The organism is Nonomuraea sp. CA-143628 (assembly GCF_050942315.1).
Taxonomy (GTDB): Bacteria; Actinomycetota; Actinomycetes; order Streptosporangiales; family Streptosporangiaceae; genus Nonomuraea.
Window position 1 is genome coordinate 1,358,646 of sequence record NZ_CP192072.1, and the last position, 24,467, is coordinate 1,383,112.

Consider the following 24,467-nt stretch of genomic DNA (forward strand, 5'->3'; position numbering starts at 1 on the left):
CTTGAGAGGGGTCATCGCCGGCTCTTTCTCGAGACGGGAAGCACGGCGTGCACCCGAAACCCACCACCATCCACGGGCCCGGCGACGAAGGCCCCATCGACCGACAGGGCCCGCTCCCGCATACCGATCAGCCCGTGACCGGTCCCGGAGGCTCCACCCGCATAACTCCGACCGTCATCGGCCACGTCGACGATCACCTCATCGGCGGCGTAGTCGATCCGCACGGTCGCGGTCGCCCGCGGCGCGTGCTTGCTCACATTGGTCAGCGCCTCCTGAACGATCCGGAACGCGGCGAGATCCACCGGAGCGGGCAACGGCCGCGGATCACCGTAGATGAGCCAGCCCAGCTCCAGCCCGGCAGCGGTGAAGGAATCGACCAGCTCAGGCAGCCGATCCAGCCCCGGCGCGGGCTCGGTCAGCAGCTCATCACGGCTCCCCGGCCGGCGCAGCAGCCCCACTGTCGTCCGCAACTCATCCAGCGCCTCTCGGCCGGCTTCACGCACATGGCCCAGCGCCGTACGGGCCTGCTCGGGTTCGGACGCCAGCAAATGCGCGGCGACCTGCGCCTGTACGTTGATCAGCGCGATGTGGTGGGCGAGAACGTCGTGCAACTCCCGCGCGATGTGCAGCCGTTCCTCCATCACCCGGCGTTCGGCCTCCTCCTCACGCGTCTCCTCGGCCCGGCGCGCCCGCTCCTCGATGGCGGCCACATAGGCCCTGCGGCTACGCAGCGAGTCCCCCACGGCGGTGGCCATGCCGATCGACGCGATCGGCGCCAGCATCTCGGGCGTCAGCAACGCGCTGCCGCCGAACACCACCCTGGCCGCGGTGATCACGAGCGCAGCCAGCCCTCCGTAGGCCCAGGCGTGCCGGCGCGGGACTCGCGAGGCCACCGTGTACACCGCGATCGCCGACCCCAGGTTCAGTGCGCTCCGCCCGCCGTCGATCACGGCGGAGGCGATGGACCCGATGACCGTGACGACGAGAACGGCGCGGGGCCACCGCCGCCGGAAGACCAGAGCACCGCAGAAGACCGAGGCCAGCGCGATGTCGTACGCGGTGAGGGACCGCAGTTCGCTGTACCACTCCGCCCCCGGCGGCGGGGGGCCGCCCGGCGACAGCAGGGTCATCGCATACACGCACACGGCCAGGATCGTGTCGGCCACGTAGGGTCGGGAAAGGAGCTCCCGTCGCAGCCAGGTCACCGTACGCACCTCTAAACATTAGGTCTGACCTGGGGGAATTCCCTCATCCCTTGGTACCCATCCGCGCTACTGCGACCGTAGTACGGCCGGATCAGAGGGTTCGACGAAGGCATGCGAGCGGCCCCCAACACTGCGATGAAGGCCGTGATACCGACCCTCGGCATGGCATTGCGCTGATGGCCGTGAGCATGCACGACGTGGCTCGTGCCGCCGGTGTCTCCCAGCGCACGGTCTCCAATGTGGTCAACAACTATGAGTATGTCCGCCCGCAGACGCGCCAGCGCGTGCTCGACGCCATGGCGGAGCTCGGATACGTCCCCAACGCGGCCGCCCGAACCCTTCGATCCGCCCGTACGGGGCTGGGACGATGGTCTTTCCGAGCTCCACGTCGTCGGCGAGCAGCAGGTTGAGACGGGGAGGGTCCACGACTCTGGCGACCGGCTCCAACTGGTAGTCCTCGATGGCCACGCCGGAGCGGAAGGAAGCCTGCAGGTTCTTCACGTCCGCGCTCATGACGGCCGACCATCGGATGGCGTCGAGAAAGGCGGCAAGCCGCTCCGGTGAGTCGAACCCGTCTATGCCGACGTTGGGCAGGGAGTCGCTCAGGAGCACCTTAAGGCCCGGCTACACCTCCCAGATGATCGTGAGCGAGTTCGCCGTAGCGGCCGTTTTCGACGCTCTGCAGGATCACCACCGTGTTGCGGAGCGAGGGGACGACGTCGCCGATCACCCACCTCCTGCCGCGCACCGATACAAGGCTGCCGATCCCCGGCGTCTTCGCTGTCACGCTCGTCATGTCCCACTCCTCGCCGATTGCTTCAGCGACAGTCTCGCGGAAGACGTGGACCGGACTCTAGGACATCAGACCGATTCAGTCCAGTAACGCCAAATCACTTGTGCGCTCGCTTCACAGTGTGTTCTCCTTTTCTCGCCACAACACGTCGAAGAAGGAACTGCGATGACTCATCTCCACGTCCCACGACACGTCTTCTCGGTGCTCGCCGAGGCCGATCGAACCGCATCAGCGCGCAGCGAGCAGGATCTTCCCAAGGCGGAGACGCAGAAGCCGACCCGCGTCACCCTGCCCGACTTCGCAGGGCAGAACGCCGCCGTCGCCAAGCAGTGACTGGCCGACCCGGGGTGGGACGAGCGTAGGGACATCAAGCTCGACTCCCAGGATCCTCATGGCTCGCTTGTGCTACTCGTGGCGGAGGACTGGATTGTGACCGAACAGCCTCATCGTGCCGGCGCCGAGGCCGTACACCGCGTTGGACTCCAATGCCGACGGCATGCCTACTTGAAGCTGCAACCGCATAAGCACAGATGTCTCTCAGAAAGCCAACAAGCTCACCGTAAAGCACATAAGTCGCATATATGCGCATACGGTCCGCTGATTCACGCCAATCACAGGAACATTGTTCCACTCTCCCAGCGTTTTCGGCCTATTTTTCGGGAGAAGTCGGACAAAATACCACATACGTACACTCTGGGGGCTATTTAAATCTCGCTCCCAGATATTTCTGGGTGTAGCTTCTAACGGCTTCGCATCGATGACCCAAGGCGCATTATCTGTGATAAACGATCATTTCCCAGTCAGGTGGCCTATTGGCACCCTCATGGACAGGCTCAGCCCGGAGGAGCGAACGGAACTTCTGACTCTCGCGCCGTCGTCCCTGCGGCAGGCCGGCGAACCACTCATATATCAAGGAGATCGAGAGAGGTCCGAGGTCTATCTACTGAGGTCCATCCCAGATCAGCGGCTCACGGCGTGCGTGAAGGTGACGGCGTACCTCGAATCGGGCGGGGCGGCCATGCTGGGCATCCGTGTCAGCGGCGATGTGGTCGGCGAACTTGCAGCTCTGCGCAGACAGCCGAGATCGGCCATGGTGACCACGTGCAGTCCGATGTTGGTGCACGTCATCCGTGCGCAGGCGTTCACCGACTTCCTCGATCGCCACCCGGCGGCATGGAATGCACTGGCCAGGATGATTGCCGACCGGCTCGACTGGGCCAACCGTAGAAGAACCGACTTCGCTCAGTTCAGCGTGCCGGTAAGGGTCGCGAACGTGCTCGTGGAACTCTCTGGCCGACACGGAGTCGACAGGGTAGACGGAAAACGGGATCTGGGAGTCGTTCTTACCCATGAGGAGATCGCCAATCTCGTCGGCGCGAGGAAAGACGCCGTCTTCAAGGCCATCCGACGTTTCAAGGACCTTGAATTGATCGACCCCAGTCATCGCCGGAAGATGATCATCGACCCGATCGGTCTGGCCAACTTCCGGTAAAACGTACTGGTACGTCTTGAGACGACGTGATCTTCGTCAGACTCTATCCCCGTCGATCTCCCCGACCACTCTGGTCGATCTTTCTCGCAACCACAAGGTGACGTGATGCTTGATTCTGATTTCAGCCGCCGCTTGGTCGTGGCGGTCGATGCGGAGGGATACGGTCGCGGTGACGACCTACGGCACGACTCGATCCAGTCGGGTCTGGCCCAGGTCATGGACCGCGGCGCACGAGAGGCTGGCCTGCGCCGCGAGACCTGGGCTCGCCAGGAAGCCGGCGACGGTGAGGTCATTGTCCTGCCCGAAGGGGAGCCAGAGCTCCGGGTCATCGACGACCTGGTCCGCCGCGTTCGCAAGGCGCTCCACGACCACAACCGCGAGCGCCGCGACGATGCACGCCTGAGGATACGCATCTCGATCGGTCACGGGGTCGTGAAACGTGGCGCGATGGGCTTCGTCGGCCAGGTCGTGGTGACCACCTGCCGGCTGCTCGACGCAAAGGCCGCCCGTACCGCCCTGAAGGTGAACCCGCGCGCCGACCTGGTGCTGATCCTCACCGATCGGCTCTATGAGGACGTCATTCGACAGCTCCACACCTCCTACCAACCAGAGTCCTTCACCCGGCTTGAAGTGCCGACCAAGGAACGCACCGAGATCGCCTGGATGTGGATGCCCCCAGAAGACCTGGATCAGAAAGGAACTCTCGACATGGACAATCTGCCCGAGGTCGCCGACACCCTGTGGGCTCTGATCGCTGGTGGCGCCCTCGAACGTCTCGGCGCCTACGGCACCGAGACCGGGCTCGGTGGCGCTCGGAAACTGCTCACGAAGATCAAGAAGTTTCGCTCCGAGCAGGGCCAACCGGCCGACCCGGAGTCGCGCGACGACCTGCTGGAGTCCCTGGAGAAGCTGGTGCGGGTCGACGCCACCGCGAAGCAATTCGCGCAGCAGTTCAACGCCGAGCAGATGACCGTCAACCTGATCACCGCCCCCATTTCCGGTGAGGAGATCAACTTTGGCATCCGAAACTGACTCGCCGGCCGAGGGGGTCCTGATCGGCGAGGAAGCCACGCCGGTCGATCTAACTGATCAGGCCGAGGCGACGGACGAAATCTTCGCCCAGGTCTCCCAGGTCCAGACCGTCATCAACCACATCCACGGCAACGTCGGTGGAGCCTCTTTCGGTATCTCAGGTTCCCGCCCCAACTCTCGCCGCACGTCCGGCCCCGTCTCCCAGCACGAGATGGAGGAGGCCCGCACTTGCTACGTGCGCCACGCCAGCTACAAGGCCGCCGCCGAACAGCTGGAGAGCGGCAACATGGTGGCCTTGATCGGCAACGTCGGCACGGGCCGCCGGACGGCGGCGCTCAACCTGCTTCATGACTTCGTCGGCGCGCGGCGCGACAGGGTGGTGGAACTCAGCCCGTCCTACACGCTGGAGAAGCTGGCCGCCCGCGAAATTCGGCCAGCTCACGGCTATTTGCTGTGCGACTGGCCCAAGGACGACGTTGACGGGAGCATCGCCGACTTTCACGTGCGGGAGATCAGGCGCCACGTGCGCGATGCCGGAGCATATCTGGTGATCACAGGGACGGCTACCTCGCTGCCCGAAGGAGACCAAATACCTTGGCTACCGCCGCCTGCCTGCGACGTTCTGCGGGCTCACGAGGTGGCGCCCGAGATCGCTGACGAGGCGGCCGCCCAGATCACCACCGACCATGCCATGACCGACGTGGTGACGCTAGCGCGTGATCTGGCCTCAGGGGTTCCGCTGAACAAGGCGCTCGGCAGGCTGGACTCCGCCGGGCGGCGCGACGTGGTCGCCTGGTTCGATGGCCCGCGTACTCGAGGCGAGCTCTTGGAGATGGCAGCCATGGCATTCGCCGCCGGCCTCCCGGAAAGCGACTTCGAATTGCTGCTCGCTCAACTGGAGTCCCTCGCCGGTATCAGCGTGGAAAAAGCAGATGCCATCTCGGCGGATGATCCAATGCCGAGCCGCCGTCTGCTCCGGGTGGCAGAGGGCTCGCTCTTCAATCTGTCGCCGCAACGCAGGCTGGAGTTCAAGGTCGAGGGCCACCGAACACATGTGATGCGGGAGCTGTACCAGAGGCACGGTATGCGGTTGTGGGATCCGGTCACCGAATGGCTACATGAGTGCGCAAATCTACGCGATCCGAGCGTACAGGCGGAGATTGCTAGGGGCGTAGCGGTTCTGGCCTCCGTCGCGGACTACTCATACGTCGAAAGCACCTTTCTCACCCCATGGGCCCGCGGAACGGGCGTCATGCGCAGGCAGGCCACCGCCGCGATGGCCATCTCCTGGTTGTGCATGGACGAGACGACCCGTCCGGAGGTTCTGCGTACGGTCAGCTTGTGGACGAGGGCGTCCGCCGTCAGACCCAAATTCACCGCCACCCTTGCTTGGTCCGGTGAGCTGGGCATCCGGTTCCCGCTGGAGGCGACCCGGATGCTTTGGCTGCAGATCAGAAACAGTGAGAAGCCTGTCCGGCATGCGGAGATTGCGCTGGCCCGTCTGTTCGCAGCGCTGACCGAGGCCACCGGCAACGCCCTCCCGATGCTCGACCGGCTGGCTCATCAGATCAGCAACGACAGGCGGATCGGCCGTACGGTCGACCCGCAGATTCGGGCGATCTTGGGCGTCCTGTCGGCTCGCCCGGACGGTGTCAGGACCCCCACAGTCACTGCCCACCTGCGCAGTTGCCCTGAATCAGCTGCACCCCTCGCCAAACTTTGGTCCGCGGTTCTGGTCAAGCGCCCTCACCGCCAGGATGCACTGGCTGCCCTGTACGACGCCGTCTGCGCCTTCGACGAGCGCGACGACGATGACCGCGACCGTGTCCGTGCCCTGTTCGCAGCGCTCGTGGAGGCACTCCCTGCGAAGGAACGGCCGCTACTGGCCCATGACCTGCGGCGTTACGCCATCTCCCGAAACGCAGACGAGAACCGGCTGGAGCTTCTCCTGTCGCTGCTCCGGATCTTCTTGAACCCGGCTGTACTGTCCCTCGACACCCCTGGAAAGCGTCCATGAGCTACCCCGTGATCAGCCAGATTCCCCTTGATCCTGTCGCCAAGCAAGGGTTCCTGAGCAAACCCCGGCGCCCGATCTCCAGCCTGCCCCGCCAGCTCCCACACCAGCGGCTCGTCTTCGAGTACGACGGCACGTTCGTGCTGGGTGACCGGCGACTGCGCGGCGACGAACCGCACGTACTGCACGGCGACAGTGTCAGCGTCGTGGACGTGGCCAAGGACCACCCGGTGACGATCCACGTGTCGATCAACTCCTCCGGCGCCCACGACTTCACAGTCGCTGCACATTTCCGCTGCACGGTCGATGAACCGATCGAGGTGGTGCGCGCCGGTCTGACTGACGTCGCTGAGCATCTGGTCACCTACATCCGGGCCTACCAAAAGCTCTTCGAACTCGGCCGAAGCTACGGGTTGCACGAGGTCCACGAGTTGTGGACGATCGTGCACGCCCAGGTGAAGGCTTACACGACCGTAGTGCCGTGTGTGCTGTCCGGCATGTCGGCCGAGTTCGCCGGCCTCGACGTATACGCCCCCGACGAGATCGCCCACGGGCGGCGACGCTACGAAACTGGCCTGCACAACATCCAGGGCGAATACGGCCTCCGCGACGCTAAACGCAAGCTCGACCGTGACTTCGAACTCGATGAGCAGGATTACCTGCACGCCAAGGATCGCAGCGCCAACGACTTCACCCGGCAAGAGGCGACCCTCGACCGGGATCAGCAGATCACCGAAGCCACGAAGGTCAGGGACTTCCTGAACAGCGGTCCTGGTGCCGCCGACGGCCTGTACTTCACCGCTCGCGGTCTCGACGACCAGCAGGCCGCCGACCGTTACGCCGCTCTGGGTGACCGGGAATACAGCGCTACCCAGCGCGGGATCCAGCAGGAGCATGAGTTGCGAGTCGTTCAGGCCCGCGCCAGGGCCGATGTCGTCCAGGCAGCGATTGCCCGGGGTCTGTTCGACGAGACAAGAGGCAAGGAGTTGCTTGCCAGCTTCGATGACGTCGAACCTGAAGCGGACGTGAAGGAGCTCGAAGGACCCGCTTACGAGGCCCGTGCCGAGGTTACGGCGGGCGAGACCGACGACGATTTCTTCATGGAGGAGGACGTCCGTGGTTGACATCCTCCACGGACCCAAGGCGGCCGAGCAGCACGGACGGCACCCCCGGCGCCGGGGACGGCTTACTCCTGGTGCGTTCCTGCGCCGGTTCACCGGAGTCGACGAGAAGATCCTCGCAAGTGTCCCGCAGGAACGTTCCCGCTACACCAGCCTCGGCGGAGTCGTGGTCAGCACCGCGCTCATCGCGGGAACCTCCATGCTGGGTGCCCTAACACTGCTGTCGCACGGATCCCTGCAGTACCTAGTGCCAGTGGCGGTGTTGTGGGGCCTGATCATTGCTAACGTCGACCGATTCCTGATCACTAGTCTCCACGGCGACGCTGACGGCTGGTCCCGCTGGGGCAACGTGCTCATACGCCTCGCCCTCGCCGTTGTCATCGGGGTCTTCATCGCCGAACCGCTGACCCTGAAGATATTCCAGGAACGGCTCGACCGGCAGATCATGGTGGAGCGCGACCAGGCGATCAGCCTGACGGAGAGTCGATTTAAGCAGTGCAACCCCCTTAGGGGGCAAGCGCCTTCGAGTGTCGACTGCACCGGTTATCTCCTCGACGGCGGCGACCAAGCGCTCACCGTCGAAGGCAACATGACAGAGAGGCAGCGTACTCTCAAGGCCGCGGAAGTTCGGCTGGCGGCGGACGTAACAGAGCATGCGACTCTGGTGAGACGCCGAGACCAGGAATGTTATGGCAAGGACACGGAGCAGACCACGGGCATACCTGGCGACGGTCCTGAGTGCAGGATGCGGAAGAACGCGCTCAACACTTTCCTCACTAACCATGACATCTCTCAGCAACAGGCGGACGTGGCGCACCTGAGGGAGCAGCTCAGCTCGCTCGCGGTCGATCGCGCAGGTGCCGAAAAGGAACGCGTAACGACTCTCAGCAAGAAGATCGCTGAGCATGCCGAGGAGAAGAAGCGAGCCTACAGCGACATCGGTCTGCTGGACCGATGGGAGGCATTGGGCACGGTCGCCGGCCGGAGCGGCATGGTCAACTTCGCCCACTGGTTGTTGCGCATCATCTTCGTCCTGCTCGACTGCATGCCAATCATCTCGAAGATGCTGAACGGCAAGACCGAGTACGACCGCCTTCTCACGCAGGAGTTGCGCGCGGGTTCGGCCTGCCACGAGGCCGAACTGAACTTCACCACCCGGCAGACGACCGGCGATTACGAGATCAGGCTACGCGAGGAGGAGCGTCGACTGAAAGCCGAGCGCGGCAGGATCGACCGAGATCAGCGCGTCGACGAGGCATCTAGGGACGACGAGATCGACCGTCTCGCCCGCACCCTTATTACCTCGATGCCAACGCAACGATAACGACCCTGTCCCATACGGTAAGTAACGAGCACATGCTGGAGCGCAGATCGTCCTTGATCGCTCCGGGGGGCGCCCCCAACGAAAGCCACCTGATCTTCCGCACCCGTCGGTACGAATGCCGGCTCTACATCTCTCCAAGCAGTTGGACGTCGTCGAGTTCAACGCCGAGATGGCGTTCGAGTTGTCGGACAGCCTCCTCTGAGGTGTCGAACTCGTCCCCCAAAGCGGCTACGCTCCCGTCAGGGTTGATGACCTCAAATCGAACGCGGCCCGCCGCCGTTGGCCGCAGCGCGAACCGAAGCTCTTTCGTAACTGCGCGACGCTGGCGGATCCTTGGCTTGGGTCCGTGGAGGATTGTTGTGACGCGCCTGAGCAGCTCCACGAGGTGAGAGGAGAGCTCTGGTTGAGAGGCCAAGCGGAGGATAGTCGCGAGGTCATCGACTACGTCGACTTCGCCTCGCTCGGCGCCCTTCAGTATTCGGATCAACTCGTATACCAGAGCTCGCTCTTCGGCGAGCCGCTCATTCCAGTAATTGATGAGCGCATCCTTGGACGCCTCGCTCAGAGGTGAGTCTGTGATGCGACGGACGGTCTCAGTGATGGGTGAAGGCGGCTCCGGTAGGTCAGCGTTGGCATCAAAGACGCCGGGTCTCACGTGCCCTGCCAGCGCTAGAAGCCCTTCTAGCCGTACGCCAAGGATGTTGCTCAACCTCGCCAGATGTTCTACCGAGGGTCGGCTGCCGCGCCCCCACCTCAAGATCGTGGAAGGACTGATCTCAAGAGCTTCCGCCAGAGATGCGTCGGTTGGATAGCCCATGGCTCGTGCCATTTGAGTCAGCCATGAGGAGAAGGAAGTCTCTTCGCTAGTGCTGCTGGACCCCACCGATCGACTCCCCTCTCTATCGTCGTGCGCAACTGCACCATAGTCATCGCACATCTTGATACGCAATTGATCAACGTGCGGATCATTCCGCAGGTGCCCGCCAGGTGGACACCGATCCACGCGGGAACTCTTAGAGGCCGTGGCGACAGCCAGCCGAAGAGGCCTTGACGAAAACTTTCGCATACTCCCGTCCACGTGCAGATATGTGCCCGTGGAACCAGATGTCCAGGTGATCACCTAGAGGATTATTCGGCGCAATCCGATCTCCAGGTTCAGTTGCGCATACGGAAGTTGACGCGCGTCTGAGGGGTATGAGGAGGTGTAAGCTAGCCCGAGATCTACCGAATGACCAAGACATGAACATTGGTCATAAGGCGAAGTATGCCCCACAACGGGGGACGGCCCGGCGGGTCGCCCGAGAGCTGCAACTCTCGGACCCGGCCAGGCCGATGTCCCCTCTCCACACCCGCAAGCTGCGGGGCCCGTCTCGAAACGACTCGGAGAAAGGATCTGAGGTGAACTATATCTGCGGTCCGTAGCGACTCGTCCAGCGGATCGGTGACATCTAAGCGTCGATATGCACTTGTTGTGGGCCGTCAACGCCCAGGGTGGTCGACGCGTCGCCGATGCAGCTCCCGATCACATCATCCGTCGCGAGAGGGCGACTTCCAGAGCGAGCTTCTGATGGACGCTGTCTCTCGGCACCTGTCTGGCTGACCGCTGGCACCAGCGGCAGCCAGACCCATCTCCAGGCTCCCGGCTCTTGCCTGGGGTCTTGGCGCGGATGCCTCCTCAACAGGATGATTATGGTCCGGAACCAGCACGACTGGCCGCCCGATCTTGAGGCCGTATCGGCCTGCCTCATCTGCGGGCTCCTCTACGGCGAGTGGAGCGAGAACAACTCCTGTGATACCGAGTGATCCATGGGCAACGAGACCTGCGTCGATGGGTTCTCCAGCGCGCCGGTAAAGACGATCCCGGCCTCTTGGGACTGCCCCTTCGAGGACTCGTTAAGCCCTCCACAAAATAAGAAGTCCGGCAACCGAGCTCGGCCCACCCAGGGTGTTCCCTGGGTGGGGAGCGCAGGTGTCAATGGGTCGAGTACGTGCGGGTCTGGCCCATTTTCCGTGCTCAACGGCCGTGTGGGAGACACTGTTGCACAGAAGGTCGGGTTGGCTCTCGCCCGAACATGATCCGTTTGATCATCCTAAAGGTGCGTGGAATCTGGCCGTGGGGGTGATCATGTCCCTTCGATCCTAACCACAGAGCTGGGGAGATGGCTTGAGCGGCACGATGGTGCTGGAGGGGAAGTGGCCGGCTCTTGGCCGACATGCGCGGGCGGCCGAGTGGCTGCAGATCTGGGCGGATCTGGGAAGGTCGCCGCGGACGATCGATGCCTACGCACGCGGGTTGGCCGAGTACCTGTAGGTATGCGAACGCGAGGGCGTCGATCCGGTGACGGCCAGTCGGGCGCATACCGGCATGTTCGTGTGGGTGTTGACCGAGCGTCCCAACCGTCGGGGCGCGAACGTCGTCGCGCTCGATTCGGGCTCCGGTTTGTGCCTGCACTCAGGGGTGTGGTCCGTCGAGTGCTGGTTTCCTTGGCCCCGATTGCTGCGGAGCACGGCAAGGCCGCTGAGCGGGTCTATGACCACGCCCTTCTTTCACGGCACGTCCTGAGTGATCGTGTGTAAAGGTTCCTTGACGAGCTCTAGGCCGACATCAATCCCCCGCGCGGGAGTTTCTGCTTGACCGCATGCCCGGTAAGGGAAGCGAATTAGGCGCGGTGTCAAGCGCCGCCGCGCATGGTCGCCAAGGCCCGAGCATCGGAAGTAAGTACTCAGTCTTGCGGCATGAAAATCTGTGGCCCTAGTGCTGTCCGCGGCAGGGAAGTCCTACGTACTTAATCAGAAGTTGGGCCGATATCGGACCGGCGACCGTGGTGAGAACAGCCAATGCCCACCGGCGGGCGTAGCGCCGAGAAAGCGCCCATCGTCTAATAGAAACGGAAACTCGTTTTGGAGCTCCTTATAGCTGTCGTTGGTTACGATGATGCTGCCGGTCTCGTCAGCGAACATCGTCACCAGTCGGTCAGCCTTTCCATGGGTTCCGGCGGGGGTCGGCAGGATGATTTCCTGCCGAATGGCGTTGTCGAGCATCATTTGTTCCGCTAAAGTCAACTTATGCCGCAGGGTCGCATCGACAAAGACCGTAACTTTTGCGCCGGGGAATTTCTTCTGAAGTGCCTGAATGCCGTTGAGGAGTAGGCTGAGGCTAGGAATGTCGCCTTTTCTGGCATCTCGCCCGTACCAGGCTAGATTTGAGCCGTCTACAACGAAGGACTTCGCTGTGGTGGACGTCATTTGTGTCAGGGAGGTTCCTGAGGGAGTGAGTCGGTCCAACGCGCTCATTTGACGCTGGATCTCGTCGATCGGTAAGGTATCGCCGCTTGTGAAATCCCGGATTTCCTGATCTAGAAGAACTTCGCCGGTCTTGTCGAGGGTAGCTTTGACATGTAGCAGGCCGTCCACCGTGTAGGTGTAGCGGAGATTGAAGATGGCCTCTTCCCGGCGGAGAGGCCTTGGATACTTGAGCTCGAGCTTGGTCAGCTGGAAATTCTCAGGGTCGTCGAGTGACTTGGCAGGATCCGCCTCCCATACGGGAACAGTGAGTTGGGATCGCCCGTCGTCGATTGGGGTGTACTTTTTCTCTTCAATGGCGGGAAGTGGTGTGTGCTGATCGATTATCGCGCTGAAGACCTTTCTGCCACTTCGTTGGTCAGTGGTGCTGGTGCCAAGGGCGAACATCGACGACACACGCAGGTAGCTGTCGACCTTTCCATCGAGGATGGCCGCGGCGATCGCCGCTCCCCGAGCGACGGCTGTCATGGGATGACAAATGACGTCTGGCACGACCTCATCGTCTATGAGCCTCTCAACGGCGTCTCGTACGCAGGGGAGCTGGCTGGTTCCCCCAATCATAAGGACTCCGTCGATCTCGTCGGGGTGCATGCCGACTTCGTTGAGACATTGCCGGGCTGGTTGGAGCGCCTGTTCCACGAGATCAGCGATCTCCCGCTCGAACTCGTCACGGCCCACCTGCACTAACTTGCCCTTGCCAGGGATACGGGCGACCGCCGTCGGCTCCTTCGACAAACGGATCTTGGTTCGTTCGACAATGAGGTCGAGTTCCCGGCTCTCCAGCTCTGACAGGACTGGATGGCTTGGGAGCTTACGGAGGAGCAGTTTACGGAGTCGCTTATCCAATTCGATGCCACCCAGTTGGGTGATGCCTTTGGACGCAAGTTCCTCGAAATGCCCATCGATGTGTTCGAGGAGCGTCACGTCGATGGTCCCGCCGCCCCAGTCGAAGACCATGATGCGGCCCTCTTGCTGCATGTCGTGCATGTAGGAGAGTGCTGCGGCGGTGGGTTCGTTCAGCAGCGCCTTGACTTGGATGCCTGCCGCTCGCGCCGCCGCACGCGTACGGTAGCGCGCAGCCCCGCGGGCGTTGGCGGGAACAGTGATCACCGCGCTGTCGAAGGGCCGCAGGAGGTTGTCTTCGGCGCGTTCGCGCATGGCGCGGAAGACCCCGGCTGCGGCCACGCTCGCCGGGACGGAGGCGTCGCGCAGCCGGATGCTCTCGTCGTTGCGGAGCATGCGCTTGCATGCCTCGAAGACTCGGTTGGAACGGAGCTTCGCCTCCCAGCCGAAGAGCGCGCCGAGCCGGGTCGAGCTCTCACCAACGATGGTGGGGAAGACGCCCTGGAATTCCTCATAGAGCCAATCGGAGTCGATGTTGTCCGCGTCGAGGGGGAGAACCTCGACCTCGTCCCCGTTCCACTGCGCAACCACGGAGTTCGTCGTGCCGAAGTCGATGCCCGTTGCCATCTTCAGTGCCCTCCAACGGGGGAGTCGTCATGGATCGCGCTTGCCGGGTCGTCAGTGTGGCGCAGTTGCCCACTTCGTACGGTCTTGCGGGTGGCCATATCGACATACGCGGGTCGTACGACAGCCAGGTAGGGGCCATCGGTCGGCAGATTCACCGCGGTGAAGCACTCTGGGCTCTCCGCCGGAGTGGTGACGCGCTTGAGCCTGGTCACCGTGAACCATTCGCCGACGAGCAGTCGGATACTGTCCAAGTCGGTGGCCTCACGCAGATGGGAGTCGAGTTCGGCCAAGTGGGCCAGGTGGAGCCGACGGGCGCGGAAGGCGTCCAGGACGCCTTGCCGCAGCGCCTCCACGAGCTCTTGCTGTGTGAGGGTGTCAGCCGCAGGCTGGGGTGAGCCGGAAAGTAGCTCAGTGACCTGCCGAACGAAGTCCTGCAGGATCGTGGCCGGGTCCAGATGGTGGTGCTCGCTGACCAATCCGGCAAGCCGTGCCGCCATCTCCTGGTGAACGTCGCGCTCGATCTCCGCCCGGACCTCGCGTTCGACCTCCTGGCGTATCTCGGCTCTCAGCGCCTGCCGGACGTGCTTCTTGACGGTCTTCTCCAAGTCCGAGGAGAGCCGGTCAAATCGGGCGTCGAGGGTGGCTTTCAGATCACCGTCCGTCATCTGGGGCGCAGAACGTCGCCCTGGGGACGCTGGGTTTGACCTCCCCGAACTGGATGGCTGGCTGTTGCGACCGCGGCCCTTGCCCTGGGGTCCTCTCTCACTGCTCGGCATTGATGATCTTTTCTGTTGGAGGAGATACATGGAACTCGGCGAGTAGCTCTTCTGCGGCGCACTCGCGCAGCGTCCGGAAGTCCGCACTGGTACTCGCTGGCGTGCGCCGGGGGAGCGGTTCCAAGGGCGGCAGGAGAGCGGCGGAGCGACTGTCGGTCGGCGGAAGGAAAATGTCCTCGCTCAGCGGTATCACGAAGAACGGAGTCTCGCTGGTCGCCCGCCTCAGCCGACGCTCGGCTCGGTTAATGGCGGCTTCCTGCTCGGTGATTCCTCGGACTTGCCGAAGTAACCAACGGTATCGCTCCTTCCAGTCAGGGTCGCCGTGTGCGAGCCCGAGCGCGAGGTAGGGATTCTGCCAGTCTTCACGATCATTGACGAGCGTCTCGCGCCGCTTCCGGACGAGGGCCAGGTTCTTGGCGGCAATCTCATCGCTCGCCACGTCCTTGTTGGAGAGCAGCTTGATGGCCAGCTCCAGCTCGTTGTTCTGCTGGGCCAGGTATGCGCCCATATTGTGGACCTCGGCGAAGGTCTCTTTGTCAAGCAGCCATCTGCCGTTCTCATCGACCGCAGCGGCCGCCTCCAAAAGCTTCTGAGCCTGAACGCTGGCCTTCTTGAAATTGCCCGCGAGAATATGCAGATAGCAGACGCAGAGCCCGCGCCAGGTGTGGAACTCACTCAGCTTGGCCTCGATTGCCTCGGCTGGCGTCCACAGAGCGGCGAGGGCGCCCCACAGGGCGTGATCGTCGATCAACTCCTGCGGCCATCGTCCTAATTGGGCGCCGTGTTGCATCTGATCGAGCCGCGTCTGCTGCTCCAAAGGCAATTGGCCGCGGAGCCGTACGTCGACCTCTCCTCGCCACAGCCTGGTGAGCATGCCATAAATGTCGTCGCCGCCGAGATGCTCCCCGTCCAAAAAGGTGTGCCGGCGTTCCATTTCGCTCCACTGGAGCCGCCCTGCGTCTGCGCGCGTGATGGTTTCCGGCGCCAGCCGGGCTCGTACGTAGACGCCCTCACCGGGGTCGGGCCTCAGCCGCCACGGGTGCTCGTCCGCGCCGATTAGCCCGAGATCGATGAGGTCGTCCACGATGGTCAGGGGAACTCGCGGGACGGTCTGATCGATCTCATCGGCCGTGACTCGGGTGGGGTGTCCCAGCGCCGCGAGATAGCAACGCCATCTAGGACCGCCGTCCAGGAACTCGTTGGACAGTGGCCTTATGGCGCCCATGCTCGGCAGGTCCATGGCCAGCAGCTGGGCGTGCCGTTCCCCTCGGGGGCTGAGCCAGGGCATCCCCGCTTGCACGAGGTTGTTCAAGGCCTCAACGAGCCGGGGGGGCGTCATGACACTCAGGAGACCTCGCACCGCATGGGGAAGATCGGGTCCCGGCGCGGAAAGAATCGCCTCTTCGACGGTCACGCGATACTGCTCCGGGGCGCCCGGTGAACACTCGAGCAGGTCGCGCAAACCTCGCTTCAGGCTCTCGATGGTGTCCCGGCCGTGCAATCCCAGGGTTGCCCAGGCCATAGCGGACTGGTCGGCGATCCTCCCGTCGGGAGACCTGGCCGCCTTGCGTCGCGCGCGGTTCTGGCGCCACGCGGCCACTGCCTCCGCGCGCGTGACGTCATCAGGTAATGAGCTGTTCATATGCGCCAATGTGAAAGGTTTGTCCAGTGCACGTTATCGATCTACTCCGCTCGGAGGCGGCCGTCGCCGCTCAGGATGCGCAGCACGTCCAGTGCGGCTCCACGGGACAGAAGCTCGTGGTTGCGCTCATTGCGCCGGTTACGAAGACAGCCATAACAAGATGTCTCCTCACCGCACTCACAGGTTGACATACGTTGCAGCGCGGTCTCCGCCACGGTGTCTAGCCGTTGGGCAATCCGTAGCACCGATCCGGCGCCGCCTGGCACGTTGTCGTAAACGACCAGGCTCGTGTGGCCGTCCGCTCCTGCGTGAATCGTGCCGTCGATGTCGTCCCGGCTGATCTCCAGGCCATGGGTCGCGCCCTCGAGCAGGGCGTACAGGGTGGACAACCAACCCTCTCGCGGCCGGCTCAGCCCCTCGAAGCGGATCTCCAGAATGTCAGTCTCGTACGTGTGCGCGAGTGTGCGCCATTGCAGGGGGCCAGTGCACTCGCCTTGCCGCAGCGGGCTGGTGTGGCTTTTCGGCAGCCGGCCCAGGTGCGCGCTCGCCCAGCCGCACCATTCGCAGATCACGTAGCCCGATCCGATCGGGCCTTCGGACAGTGCGATCATTTCCCCCCTCGCTCCTGAGCGGCACTGGACGACCACGCCGTTCGCGGTGCGCCAGCGGAAGAGAGCGGGATCGTCGGCGAGTTTGACGACGAGCGTGGCGCCGTTCCAGGACGTCCTCGGCGGCGAGGTGGACGGCTTGCTCGTCCTTGGTTCGGCCACGAAGCCGAATTCGGGGATGCAGTACTGCCGTGCCGGCGAGTCGGAGGGCGTCTTACATGCCGGGCAGATCGGATCTGGGTCGTCTTCGACGTGGCGGAAATGCTGGCAGTTCCGGCAGACGTAGTAGCGCTTGCTGATGAGTTCGCGCCCCGGCAGGCGGTAGACGCCGGCCGAACGCCACAGCACTCCGCCCGCAACGACCTCCGAGCCCGGGGCGTACTCGTAGATGGCGCTGGACAGATCGCGAGCGAGTTCCAGCTTCGAGCCCACGGGGTTGTCACAGTGAATTGTGCGCAGTTCGACTGTGTCGACGGGGAAGCCGTACTTCGGGAGTACATTCCGGTTCGCCAGGAATCCGATGAGATTGCGAGTCGTGAGGGTGTTGATCGTGCGCTGATAGCGGTCTGCCAGGCCGTACCGCTTGGAGGCGATTGCCTCCTGGATCTTCTGCTCGAAGATGGTGATGTCCTGGTCCAGCTCCTGGCGCACCTTCTCCAGATGTTCACACAGATCGATCACCCAGCTTCCAGACTCCACCCCGATCTCGGAGTGCACCTCGGAAGGCGGGACCTGGCGCAGCGTCTCAGCGATCCCGGCGGGTACGGGGCTAAGGAAGTCGAGCACTCGGTTGCAGGGCGCGTCCGAACCGCCGTTCGGGCGGAAGAACTCGCCGGCAGTCCGCCATATTGCGCCGCTCGTGGACTTCGCGTACCGGAAGAACGCCCCCAGAGCCACGGAGTGGGCGTGCCGACGGTCGATGCGCTCATTGCCGAGCGGCACGTACGGCGCGCGTACCTGGCCTGCGATCATCGCTTCAGGCTGTTGATAGCGCGACAAATCGTGAGAACGCCGCTGGGCATAGGACAGGACCAGTGCCGCGGAGTCGGCGCGTCGGCCCGCGCGCCCGGCACGCTGGATGTAGTTGGCCGTCGTGGGCGGCATGTTGCGCAGCATCACCGTCTGCAATTCGCCGACGTCCACGCCCAGTTCGAATGTCGTCGAGCACGACAGCACATTCACTTCGCCGCGCAGGAAGCGCTGCTGGATGTTGGCCGCCTCCTCGCCCGTCCACTGGGCGGTGTGTTCCCGTGCGGTGAGCGGGATGGGCATCATCGACTGATAGAGGACCGTGTAGTGCTCATCAGGATCGGCTTTGGCCTCGACCAGGTGGCCTTCGCAGCCCATCATCGGGCATACGCCACGTACCCTAACGCTGGTGAAACGGCGGCAGAGCTCGCACCGGTAGGACATATCGGCTGCAGAGACGCGGATCCGGCTGTGGTCCACCTGATGGACCACACCGACCCGACGAGGGTTGTCGCTGGGCAGCCAGCCGTTCTTCTGGTTCGTCAGGAACTTCCAGCAGCCCTCGAGCACGGCCTTCGGATCGGCGTTGGAACCCAGGACCGCGAGCAGGCGCGTCAAATAGTCGAGCCGTCGGTTGCGTCCCCGGGTGGGCAGCCAGCTCAGCACCTTGAGCTTGGCCTCCGCCCCGTCCTTGCGTACGTAGATCGGTCCCGTCCGCGGCTTGAACGCCTCGTCTCTGGCGTCCACGTCGGTCGGCATGGTGAGCACGCCCTGGTTGCGTACCGAACGGATGAGCTCTTCCAGCAGGTCCCAGCATTCGGCCTCGGACAGGCCGAGCGAGAGGAGCGGCGCCGGTAGCCTCCACCCAGGGTCGCGGTCCAGCCCGACTCGGATGAGACCGAGGCCTTCCAGGGACTTGCGCTCGTCGAGAGCGAGCAGCTCGCGCATCACCCAGAGCGACACCTCGCGCTGCCGGGTCGGCGCATCGTCCTTCGCAGGGAAGACACCAGCCTGCTCTGCCACCTGACTCACATGGAAGATAAGGGTTTTGAGATTGACGTCCTGGTGTTCCTCGGTCGCCCGGTCCAGACCCTGGAGGATGAGGCGCCGATGCTGCACCTCGCTGTAGCTGACCTCAAGGTAGGGGGAGAAGAAGGCCGCCGCCTGCCGGCTGTCGTTGAAGGTGAGGAGCTTGCGGCCCTCCCCCGGGTGGTCGGCGATCTCAGCGTTCGGCGCTGGCGGGATCTGCTGGTAGAGCGCGGTCGCCAGGACGGCCGTCGCGGCGTCGTTGCCGCTCTCGAACTGCCGGATCATCTCGGCGCCCCGCCCGCCGCAGACGAGACAGCCGCTGGGAGAGGCGGCCTTGGTCTTGAGCTTGCGTACCGGCCGCAGGGCAGTCTCCGCGCAGCCGTTCTTGCCGCAGGAGAGCTGCGGCTGGGCGTGCAGCGCGCCGCAGCGGGGGCAGAGATGGGCCACCTGGCTCTCGGTGGTGGAGGCCTCCTCCAGCGTGACCTCGTCCTCGTCTGTTATCTCCGGAGCGTCATCGAGCAGCAGCCACGTCCGAACGCCGTCGTTGCCCACACGCGGAGTGAAGATCTGGCCGCCGGTTGAGAGCGCTATCGCGCCGATCAGGTGGACCGCGCCGCAGCGCTTGCACCCGGCCATCTCGAACATGGCGCCGGCGCACTCCGGGCAGGATTCGTGCCGATTCAGGGATACGTGTGGCCCGCTGGACGTGAGACACGTGTAGGCGCCCTCGGTTGCCCGGGCGAACAGGTGGTAGCGCGCTGATAGGACGGGGGCACCGGCCGCGTCGTGGATCCGGCTGCCTACCTCGACCAGGGCGGCGAGCCCGCCGGCTGGGTCATCCTGGCCGCCGAAGATGACCTGGGCCAGGTCGTCGAAGGACCGGGGCCCGGCGACCAGAGTGCCGCGGAACCGCGCCATCGCGTGCTCGTGCGCGAGACCTGCGGCGGCGTTGGCGTACTGCTCGCCCGCACGCCAGAAAAGATCGTCCGCTGGATCGTTGCTCCGAGCAAGCTCCTTGTAGTCCTGCGCCGACAGCGGTCCCCAGAACGGCCCCGACGGCATGCTGATGCGGGTGGCGCTGATGAGATCCCTGCGACTCGCGTCATTCTCAGCCCATTCGAAGGGCACATTGAACAGCTTGGTCGCGAAGTCCATCACTGCCTGCGGCTCGTCACCGACCGTGGCGCTGGTGGCGATGCACTGCAGCCGCTGCTGCGGTGCCACCCGGTCGTGCAAGCGGCGCAGCAGCATGCCGAGTTCCTCGGCTTTGGCGCCGTCGTAGACATGGGCTTCGTCCAGGGCAATGAATCTCCAGCGCCCACCGTGCTCACCCTCGAACAACTCCATGTCTGCTGGCCGAAGGAGCAGGTACTCCAGCATCGCGTAGTTGGTGAGGAGGAGGTGCGGCGGTGTGGCACGCATCTCCTCCCGGCTCAGCAGTTCGTTGGGCAGCCGCCTGTGACCATGGTTGAGCTCCTCGAACTGCGCGAGTCCTTCGTGTCTGCGCTCCTTAGTATCGCCGGTGTACCGGCCGAAGGTGATGAACGGCGTCTGGGCCAGCAGCAGGCGCAAACGCTTGAGCTGGTCGTTGGCGAGGGCGTTCATCGGGTAGAGGAGAAGTGCCCGGACCCCGGGGGTGAGCTTCCCCTTCTCGTGTTCGGTGACCAGCGCGTTCAGGATGGGCAGGAGGAAGGATTCCGTCTTGCCGGAACCGGTGCCCGTGGCCACCACCAGGTTCCTGCCGCTCGTGGCCTTGCGGATTGCCTGTTCCTGGTGGAGATAGAGAGGCCGGTCCAGCGGTAGCGCCGGCCCGCCGAGCTTCTCGAACGCGGGCGAGAGCACGTTCTCGTCAAGGAGCTGTCGGAGGGTGGCCCCGGGCTGGTACGGCGGCGTCGCCTCCAGCAACGGTCCCTTCGTCAGCATCGGACTGCCCGTGATCTCGGCCGCCAGCGCCTGCGCGATCTTCGTATCGCGTACGGGGAGGATCGAGCGTAGGTAACGCCGGTACGTGTTCGTGATGAGGGCGCTTGTCTTCAGCGGATCCACGGTCAGCTCCGATGTACAGGGGAGATCAGGAAGATTCAGTCGGCGGGCCGGGCAGCCACGATGAGTTCCGCGCGGACCAGGTCGATGGTCGTCAGGACCGGCGCGATCTTGGCCAGCATCCGCCAGAGGAAGCGGAAGCGTTCCTCCAGGACTCGACAGTCCGCGTGCCCATGCGCGGCCATGCGGGCGATGAGCGCGAGCGCGATCGACATAGCGGGCAGCGACACCCACCCGTGCAGCCGCTTCGGATGGCAGCGGGCGGCCACGTACTTGCCCACAGCCCGGAACTCGTTGTTACGCAGCACTAACCCCTCTCGCACGACCCGCTCGGCCTGATCGGCGAGTTTGCGGCCGTCGCGACAGTTGCGTTGGTCGAACAGCAGGCGCGCGGCCGTCACGCGGGTGTCCTCATCGAGCAGGGCCGAGGGGACGACTTGCGCGGCGCTCCAGAGGCTCTCGAGCATCTCCGGATCCTGACGGGCCATCAGCTCCGCGCCCATGTCGAAGAGGCCGGCTGAGGCATAGGGGTCGTCCTCTCCCCTGAGGATCGCGAGCGCTGACTCGCCGCACTCCGCACGCACCTCGGCCAGCAGGTCGAAGTCCTCTGCGGCGTCGGCAAGCAGGGGCCCCGTCAGCAGGGCGGCCGCCACGGGAGCCTTGCGCCACAGCGCGATGTCGGACGCCACGCAGTGATCCACCTTCGAGGCTGCCAAGCCGGTCGTGATCAGGGCGACCACCGCGCGATCAGGGGGCAGGCAGGCATCCGGGACGGAACGGATCGCCTCGGGATGGTTCCGTAGCAGGGCCGCGGAGTCCTCGATCCAGCGGCCCGCCGTGGAATGGTCGATGCGGTTGGCCAGGTCGACGATTGTCCACAGCCGGTCCAGGCGGCTCACCTTCGCCGGGAACGCGTCCGTCCCCGCCAGGTAGCTGGACAACTGCAGGTCCTCTGCATCGCCTCCCTCATAGTGCCCGGGAGCCTCGCAGACCAGCATCTCCCGGGGGTGGGGCCATCGCGGCCACTCGGACGAGACCCAGGGATCTTCGACGGCCAGCCGTACGTGCATGCGTCCGGCGTTCACCAGGTCATCGGGGAGCGGTATAGAGCCGTCCTTCTCCACAGGGATGATCTCCGGCTCTCGCCAAGGGGCGGTGCACAGGTAGAGGCCCGCGGTCAGGTTCTCCACCCACACGCACTCGTCGAGGAGCAGTGACTTACCGGCCGCAGTCATGCCGGCGGCGAGCCGGGCAGGCCGCACGCTGCCGACGAGCACGGGCACGCTGGCGAGTGGGAGTACCAGATCAATGCTCCGGTACTCCTGCACAGTGTCCTGAGCGCGGCGCAAGTTGTAGCGGCCCCGTCCGGACGGCGCGATCTCCTGGATGACCCGCCGCCCTGCCTGCACCTGGAGCGGCGGGAGCGCGTCGATGCCCGGCACCTCGATCAGGAGCGCATCGGCGTCGCCGAAGCCCTCCGTGTGCAGCCGCACAGGGCCAGCGTTCCACTGGGGGCTGCTGCTCGCCTCCTCCACGAGGACCCGCATGGAGGGCGGGGCGACGATGAGCGGTTCCGTCTCGCCCGAGGTCGTACAAGTGACGACCCGTTCCCGCTCCACGGGGGAGTAGGAGATGGCAGGGCGGTCAATGGTCATGCCAGCCTCGCAGGTCAGCGAGGCCTCTCCTGGGACCAGGCCGTCTCCGTTGAACAGCCGCACCGGTGGGGTGCAGCGCAAGGCTAACCCCTCGCCGATGGAGACGGTCCGGCGGGCGTTGCGGCCAATCGGGCCGCGTACCGTGACTTCGAAGGCTCCAAGGAGCGGCCGCGGCAGGCCCGCCCACAGCTCCTCGGAGATTTCCGTGGGCTCTTCGACCGTGAACCGGCGGGTGAGGAATTTCTCGTCGCCCGTGGCCGACCGGACGTCGATTAGCCAGGTCGTCGGCGTTTCCGCAGGTAGCCACACGACGGGAGGCTCGCAGTAGACCGGCGAGCCGTACGGCGTGGTGACACCGGGAACCGGATCGCCGGTGATCACTCGCGGCTTGCTGTGCCCACGGATCGGCCTACTTCTGACGCCGTCGCCGCTAAGCGCGACCCACGTCGCGCCCTCCAGCGCTACCTGGGCCAGCCGCCACCCGTCCCAGCCCACGGGCAGAGGGCTCTCTGCGACGATGCGGGGCGGAGCGTCGGCGACCACTTCCCTGTCACGGGGGTGAAGGAACCAGACGGCGTCCGGAGGGACACCGAGGTGAGACTGGAGCTGACGGCCGCTTTCAGTGAAGATCAGCAACGGGTCGCCGGAATCGACGATGCCGATCTCCGTCTCGTGTTCCGTCCCCTGGAGGGAGATCTGCGCGACACGGGCGGGCCTGGTCAGGGGGAAGGACGTGGTCGGCGCTCCCTCCGCCGCGCCGACCCACAAGGGTCGGCTCTTGACGAGGTTCGGTACACCGTCGACTGTAACGTTCCAGCGCGCGGTGCCATCAGGAGCCTCCCCAACGGGAGGTAGCACGATCTGAACGCCCTGCCCGAACGGGTCCAGCGCCAGCCGGGGCCGCTCGACTTGCGTGAGCCGGGGGGGCGTGGCCGTGCCGCGCCCGAGGTCCAGTCGGCCCTGCTCGATCAGCTCCTGGGCTCGCTCGATGAAGCGTACGGGCAGGCCGAGACCGCCGAGGTCGGATTCGGGTGACCTCATGCGGTCCAGCAGATCAAGGCAACGGTCGATCACATCCACGGCGAAGTCGGTGCCGTTCCTGATGAACCTGCGCGCGGGCACGTCCAGGGAGTGCAGGCGCGTCTCCCGCGCGGTCGCCCACGCGAGCAGCGCGTCGGCGTCTGTCGCGGGATCTTGCGCGCGCCGGCGCAGGAGCAGAGCGAAGAAGTCGTCCAGGCAGAAGGTCGGTATGCCCGCATGCATGAGAATCGGTCCCACATACTTCTGCTCCCGCTCGGGAAACAGGGGGAGGCGGAACCTTTTCAAAGCGTCGAGATACGCGACACCCCACGCAGTCGAGTCCTGTGGAATGGTGAACGAACGGTAACCCAGCGTCGTCCTCAGATAAGGCCAGAAAGTGCCTTGTCGATAGTGATGAACCGCCACCCCAGTGAGGGTCACGGCGACGCAGGCCGGCCATCGGTCGAAAAGGGAGAGATGCTTCCCTTTCGTCACCTTCAGCTGATACAGGGCGCCGAGCGCCTTGCCGGTGGAATCGAGGGAGTCCTGGTCGACCTCGACCTCCGTGAGCAGGGAGACGGTCGGGAGCAGGGGGCGCCATTCGGATTCGCGTCGGTCGAGAAGCTCGGCCGACTCCATAGCCGATATTTCTGACACGTGGCTTTGGGGAGACATGGAAGCGCACCGCCTGTCATTCAGCAGCCGAGCGGCGCGAGTAGCCCGCGATGCCGACGTACCGCATTCTCCAACGTTTCGCCTTGACGGCTCGGTTGGAAGGGCATGGGTCAGAATTAAAGCAGTTGTTGATGATATTCACAAGCAATCCTCTGCTTTGAGAATGAATGGGAAGAGCGATCCATGGCATGGCATCGCCTCAGGACTCTTCGCGATCCAGCCGGAAGCCGCCGCCGCAGCGCACAGCAGTCGCCTTCCCGGTCGTCGTAGGAGCGGCCCCGCTTGCGGGGGCGCGT

The 24,467-nt window shown here is 64.4% G+C and carries 15 protein-coding genes and 1 pseudogene; 7 read left to right on the forward strand and 9 right to left on the reverse strand.

Going from position 1 to position 24,467, the window contains the following annotated elements; genetic code table 11:
• Positions 1-11 precede the first annotated feature (11 nt).
• The gene (locus ACQP2T_RS06390; protein WP_433515267.1) at positions 12-1,205 is read right to left on the reverse strand and encodes a sensor histidine kinase; all 1,194 of its coding nucleotides are present in this window, start codon (positions 1,203-1,205) and stop codon (positions 12-14) included.
• 188 nt (positions 1,206-1,393) lie between these two features.
• Between ACQP2T_RS06390 and ACQP2T_RS06395 the strand changes: the two genes are divergently transcribed.
• Entirely contained in the window at positions 1,394-1,615 is a 222-nt protein-coding gene (locus tag ACQP2T_RS06395) for a LacI family DNA-binding transcriptional regulator (protein WP_433519719.1), read from the forward strand.
• Between the two features lie 203 nt (positions 1,616-1,818).
• Here the strand turns inward: ACQP2T_RS06395 and ACQP2T_RS06400 are convergent, their stop codons facing one another.
• A complete protein-coding gene (locus ACQP2T_RS06400; protein WP_433515268.1) occupies positions 1,819-2,001 on the reverse strand; it encodes a hypothetical protein in 183 nt (60 codons plus the stop codon).
• Between the two features lie 162 nt (positions 2,002-2,163).
• Here ACQP2T_RS06400 and ACQP2T_RS06405 point away from each other — a divergent pair, with 162 nt between their 5' ends.
• The 6 genes from ACQP2T_RS06405 to ACQP2T_RS06430 all read left to right on the forward strand — a co-directional run bounded on the left by ACQP2T_RS06405 (position 2,164) and on the right by ACQP2T_RS06430 (position 8,981).
• The gene (locus tag ACQP2T_RS06405; protein ID WP_433515269.1) at positions 2,164-2,331 is read left to right on the forward strand and encodes a hypothetical protein; all 168 of its coding nucleotides are present in this window, start codon (positions 2,164-2,166) and stop codon (positions 2,329-2,331) included.
• Between the two features lie 490 nt (positions 2,332-2,821).
• On the forward strand, positions 2,822-3,490 hold the full coding sequence (locus ACQP2T_RS06410) for a Crp/Fnr family transcriptional regulator (RefSeq protein WP_433515270.1): 669 nt from the start codon (positions 2,822-2,824) through the stop codon (positions 3,488-3,490).
• 132 nt (positions 3,491-3,622) lie between these two features.
• The gene (locus ACQP2T_RS06415) at positions 3,623-4,522 is read left to right on the forward strand and encodes a hypothetical protein (protein ID WP_433515271.1); all 900 of its coding nucleotides are present in this window, start codon (positions 3,623-3,625) and stop codon (positions 4,520-4,522) included.
• Positions 4,506-6,539, forward strand: a complete 2,034-nt coding sequence (locus ACQP2T_RS06420; RefSeq protein ID WP_433515272.1) for a hypothetical protein — start codon at positions 4,506-4,508, stop codon at positions 6,537-6,539. The genes ACQP2T_RS06415 and ACQP2T_RS06420 overlap by 17 nt, the downstream gene beginning before the upstream one ends.
• Entirely contained in the window at positions 6,536-7,660 is a 1,125-nt protein-coding gene (locus tag ACQP2T_RS06425) for a hypothetical protein (RefSeq protein ID WP_433515273.1), read from the forward strand. Before ACQP2T_RS06420 ends, ACQP2T_RS06425 begins: the two co-directional genes overlap by 4 nt.
• The gene (locus ACQP2T_RS06430) at positions 7,653-8,981 is read left to right on the forward strand and encodes a DUF4407 domain-containing protein (RefSeq protein ID WP_433515274.1); all 1,329 of its coding nucleotides are present in this window, start codon (positions 7,653-7,655) and stop codon (positions 8,979-8,981) included. Before ACQP2T_RS06425 ends, ACQP2T_RS06430 begins: the two co-directional genes overlap by 8 nt.
• A gap of 124 nt (positions 8,982-9,105) precedes the next feature.
• Here the strand turns inward: ACQP2T_RS06430 and ACQP2T_RS06435 are convergent, their stop codons facing one another.
• The 7 genes and pseudogenes from ACQP2T_RS06435 to ACQP2T_RS06465 all read right to left on the reverse strand — a co-directional run bounded on the left by ACQP2T_RS06435 (position 9,106) and on the right by ACQP2T_RS06465 (position 23,754).
• The gene (locus tag ACQP2T_RS06435; protein WP_433520022.1) at positions 9,106-9,690 is read right to left on the reverse strand and encodes a hypothetical protein; all 585 of its coding nucleotides are present in this window, start codon (positions 9,688-9,690) and stop codon (positions 9,106-9,108) included.
• A gap of 21 nt (positions 9,691-9,711) precedes the next feature.
• Positions 9,712-10,047: pseudogene (locus tag ACQP2T_RS06440) on the reverse strand (hypothetical protein); the annotation flags it as partial.
• Positions 10,048-11,771: 1,724 nt separating this feature from the next.
• Positions 11,772-13,754, reverse strand: coding sequence for an Hsp70 family protein (locus ACQP2T_RS06445; RefSeq protein WP_433515275.1), 1,983 nt, complete (start codon positions 13,752-13,754; stop codon positions 11,772-11,774).
• Between the two features lie 2 nt (positions 13,755-13,756).
• Positions 13,757-14,419, reverse strand: a complete 663-nt coding sequence (locus ACQP2T_RS06450) for a hypothetical protein (protein WP_433515276.1) — start codon at positions 14,417-14,419, stop codon at positions 13,757-13,759.
• A 97-nt stretch (positions 14,420-14,516) separates the two neighbouring features.
• Entirely contained in the window at positions 14,517-16,172 is a 1,656-nt protein-coding gene (locus ACQP2T_RS06455; RefSeq protein WP_433515277.1) for a hypothetical protein, read from the reverse strand.
• Positions 16,173-16,213: 41 nt separating this feature from the next.
• Positions 16,214-20,824 (reverse strand): DEAD/DEAH box helicase, encoded by a 4,611-nt coding sequence (locus ACQP2T_RS06460; RefSeq protein WP_433515278.1) that lies wholly within the window; start codon positions 20,822-20,824, stop codon positions 16,214-16,216.
• Between the two features lie 35 nt (positions 20,825-20,859).
• Positions 20,860-23,754 carry a hypothetical protein gene (locus tag ACQP2T_RS06465; RefSeq protein WP_433515279.1) on the reverse strand — a complete coding sequence of 965 codons (2,895 nt, stop codon included), beginning with the start codon at positions 23,752-23,754 and terminating at the stop codon, positions 20,860-20,862.
• Positions 23,755-24,467 lie beyond the last annotated feature (713 nt).

Excerpts from the sequence above, each read along its gene's own strand:
- ACQP2T_RS06395 (WP_433519719.1), top strand. The coding sequence starts at position 1,394 with ATGCACGACGTGGCTCGTGCCGCCGGTGTCTCCCAGCGCACGGTCTCC.
- ACQP2T_RS06400 (WP_433515268.1), bottom strand. The coding sequence starts at position 2,001 with ATGACGAGCGTGACAGCGAAGACGCCGGGGATCGGCAGCCTTGTATCG.
- ACQP2T_RS06405 (WP_433515269.1), top strand. The coding sequence starts at position 2,164 with ATGACTCATCTCCACGTCCCACGACACGTCTTCTCGGTGCTCGCCGAG.
- ACQP2T_RS06410 (WP_433515270.1), top strand. The coding sequence starts at position 2,822 with ATGGACAGGCTCAGCCCGGAGGAGCGAACGGAACTTCTGACTCTCGCG.
- ACQP2T_RS06425 (WP_433515273.1), top strand. The coding sequence starts at position 6,536 with ATGAGCTACCCCGTGATCAGCCAGATTCCCCTTGATCCTGTCGCCAAG.
- ACQP2T_RS06445 (WP_433515275.1), bottom strand. The coding sequence starts at position 13,754 with ATGGCAACGGGCATCGACTTCGGCACGACGAACTCCGTGGTTGCGCAG.
- ACQP2T_RS06450 (WP_433515276.1), bottom strand. The coding sequence starts at position 14,419 with ATGACGGACGGTGATCTGAAAGCCACCCTCGACGCCCGATTTGACCGG.
- ACQP2T_RS06455 (WP_433515277.1), bottom strand. The coding sequence starts at position 16,172 with ATGAACAGCTCATTACCTGATGACGTCACGCGCGCGGAGGCAGTGGCC.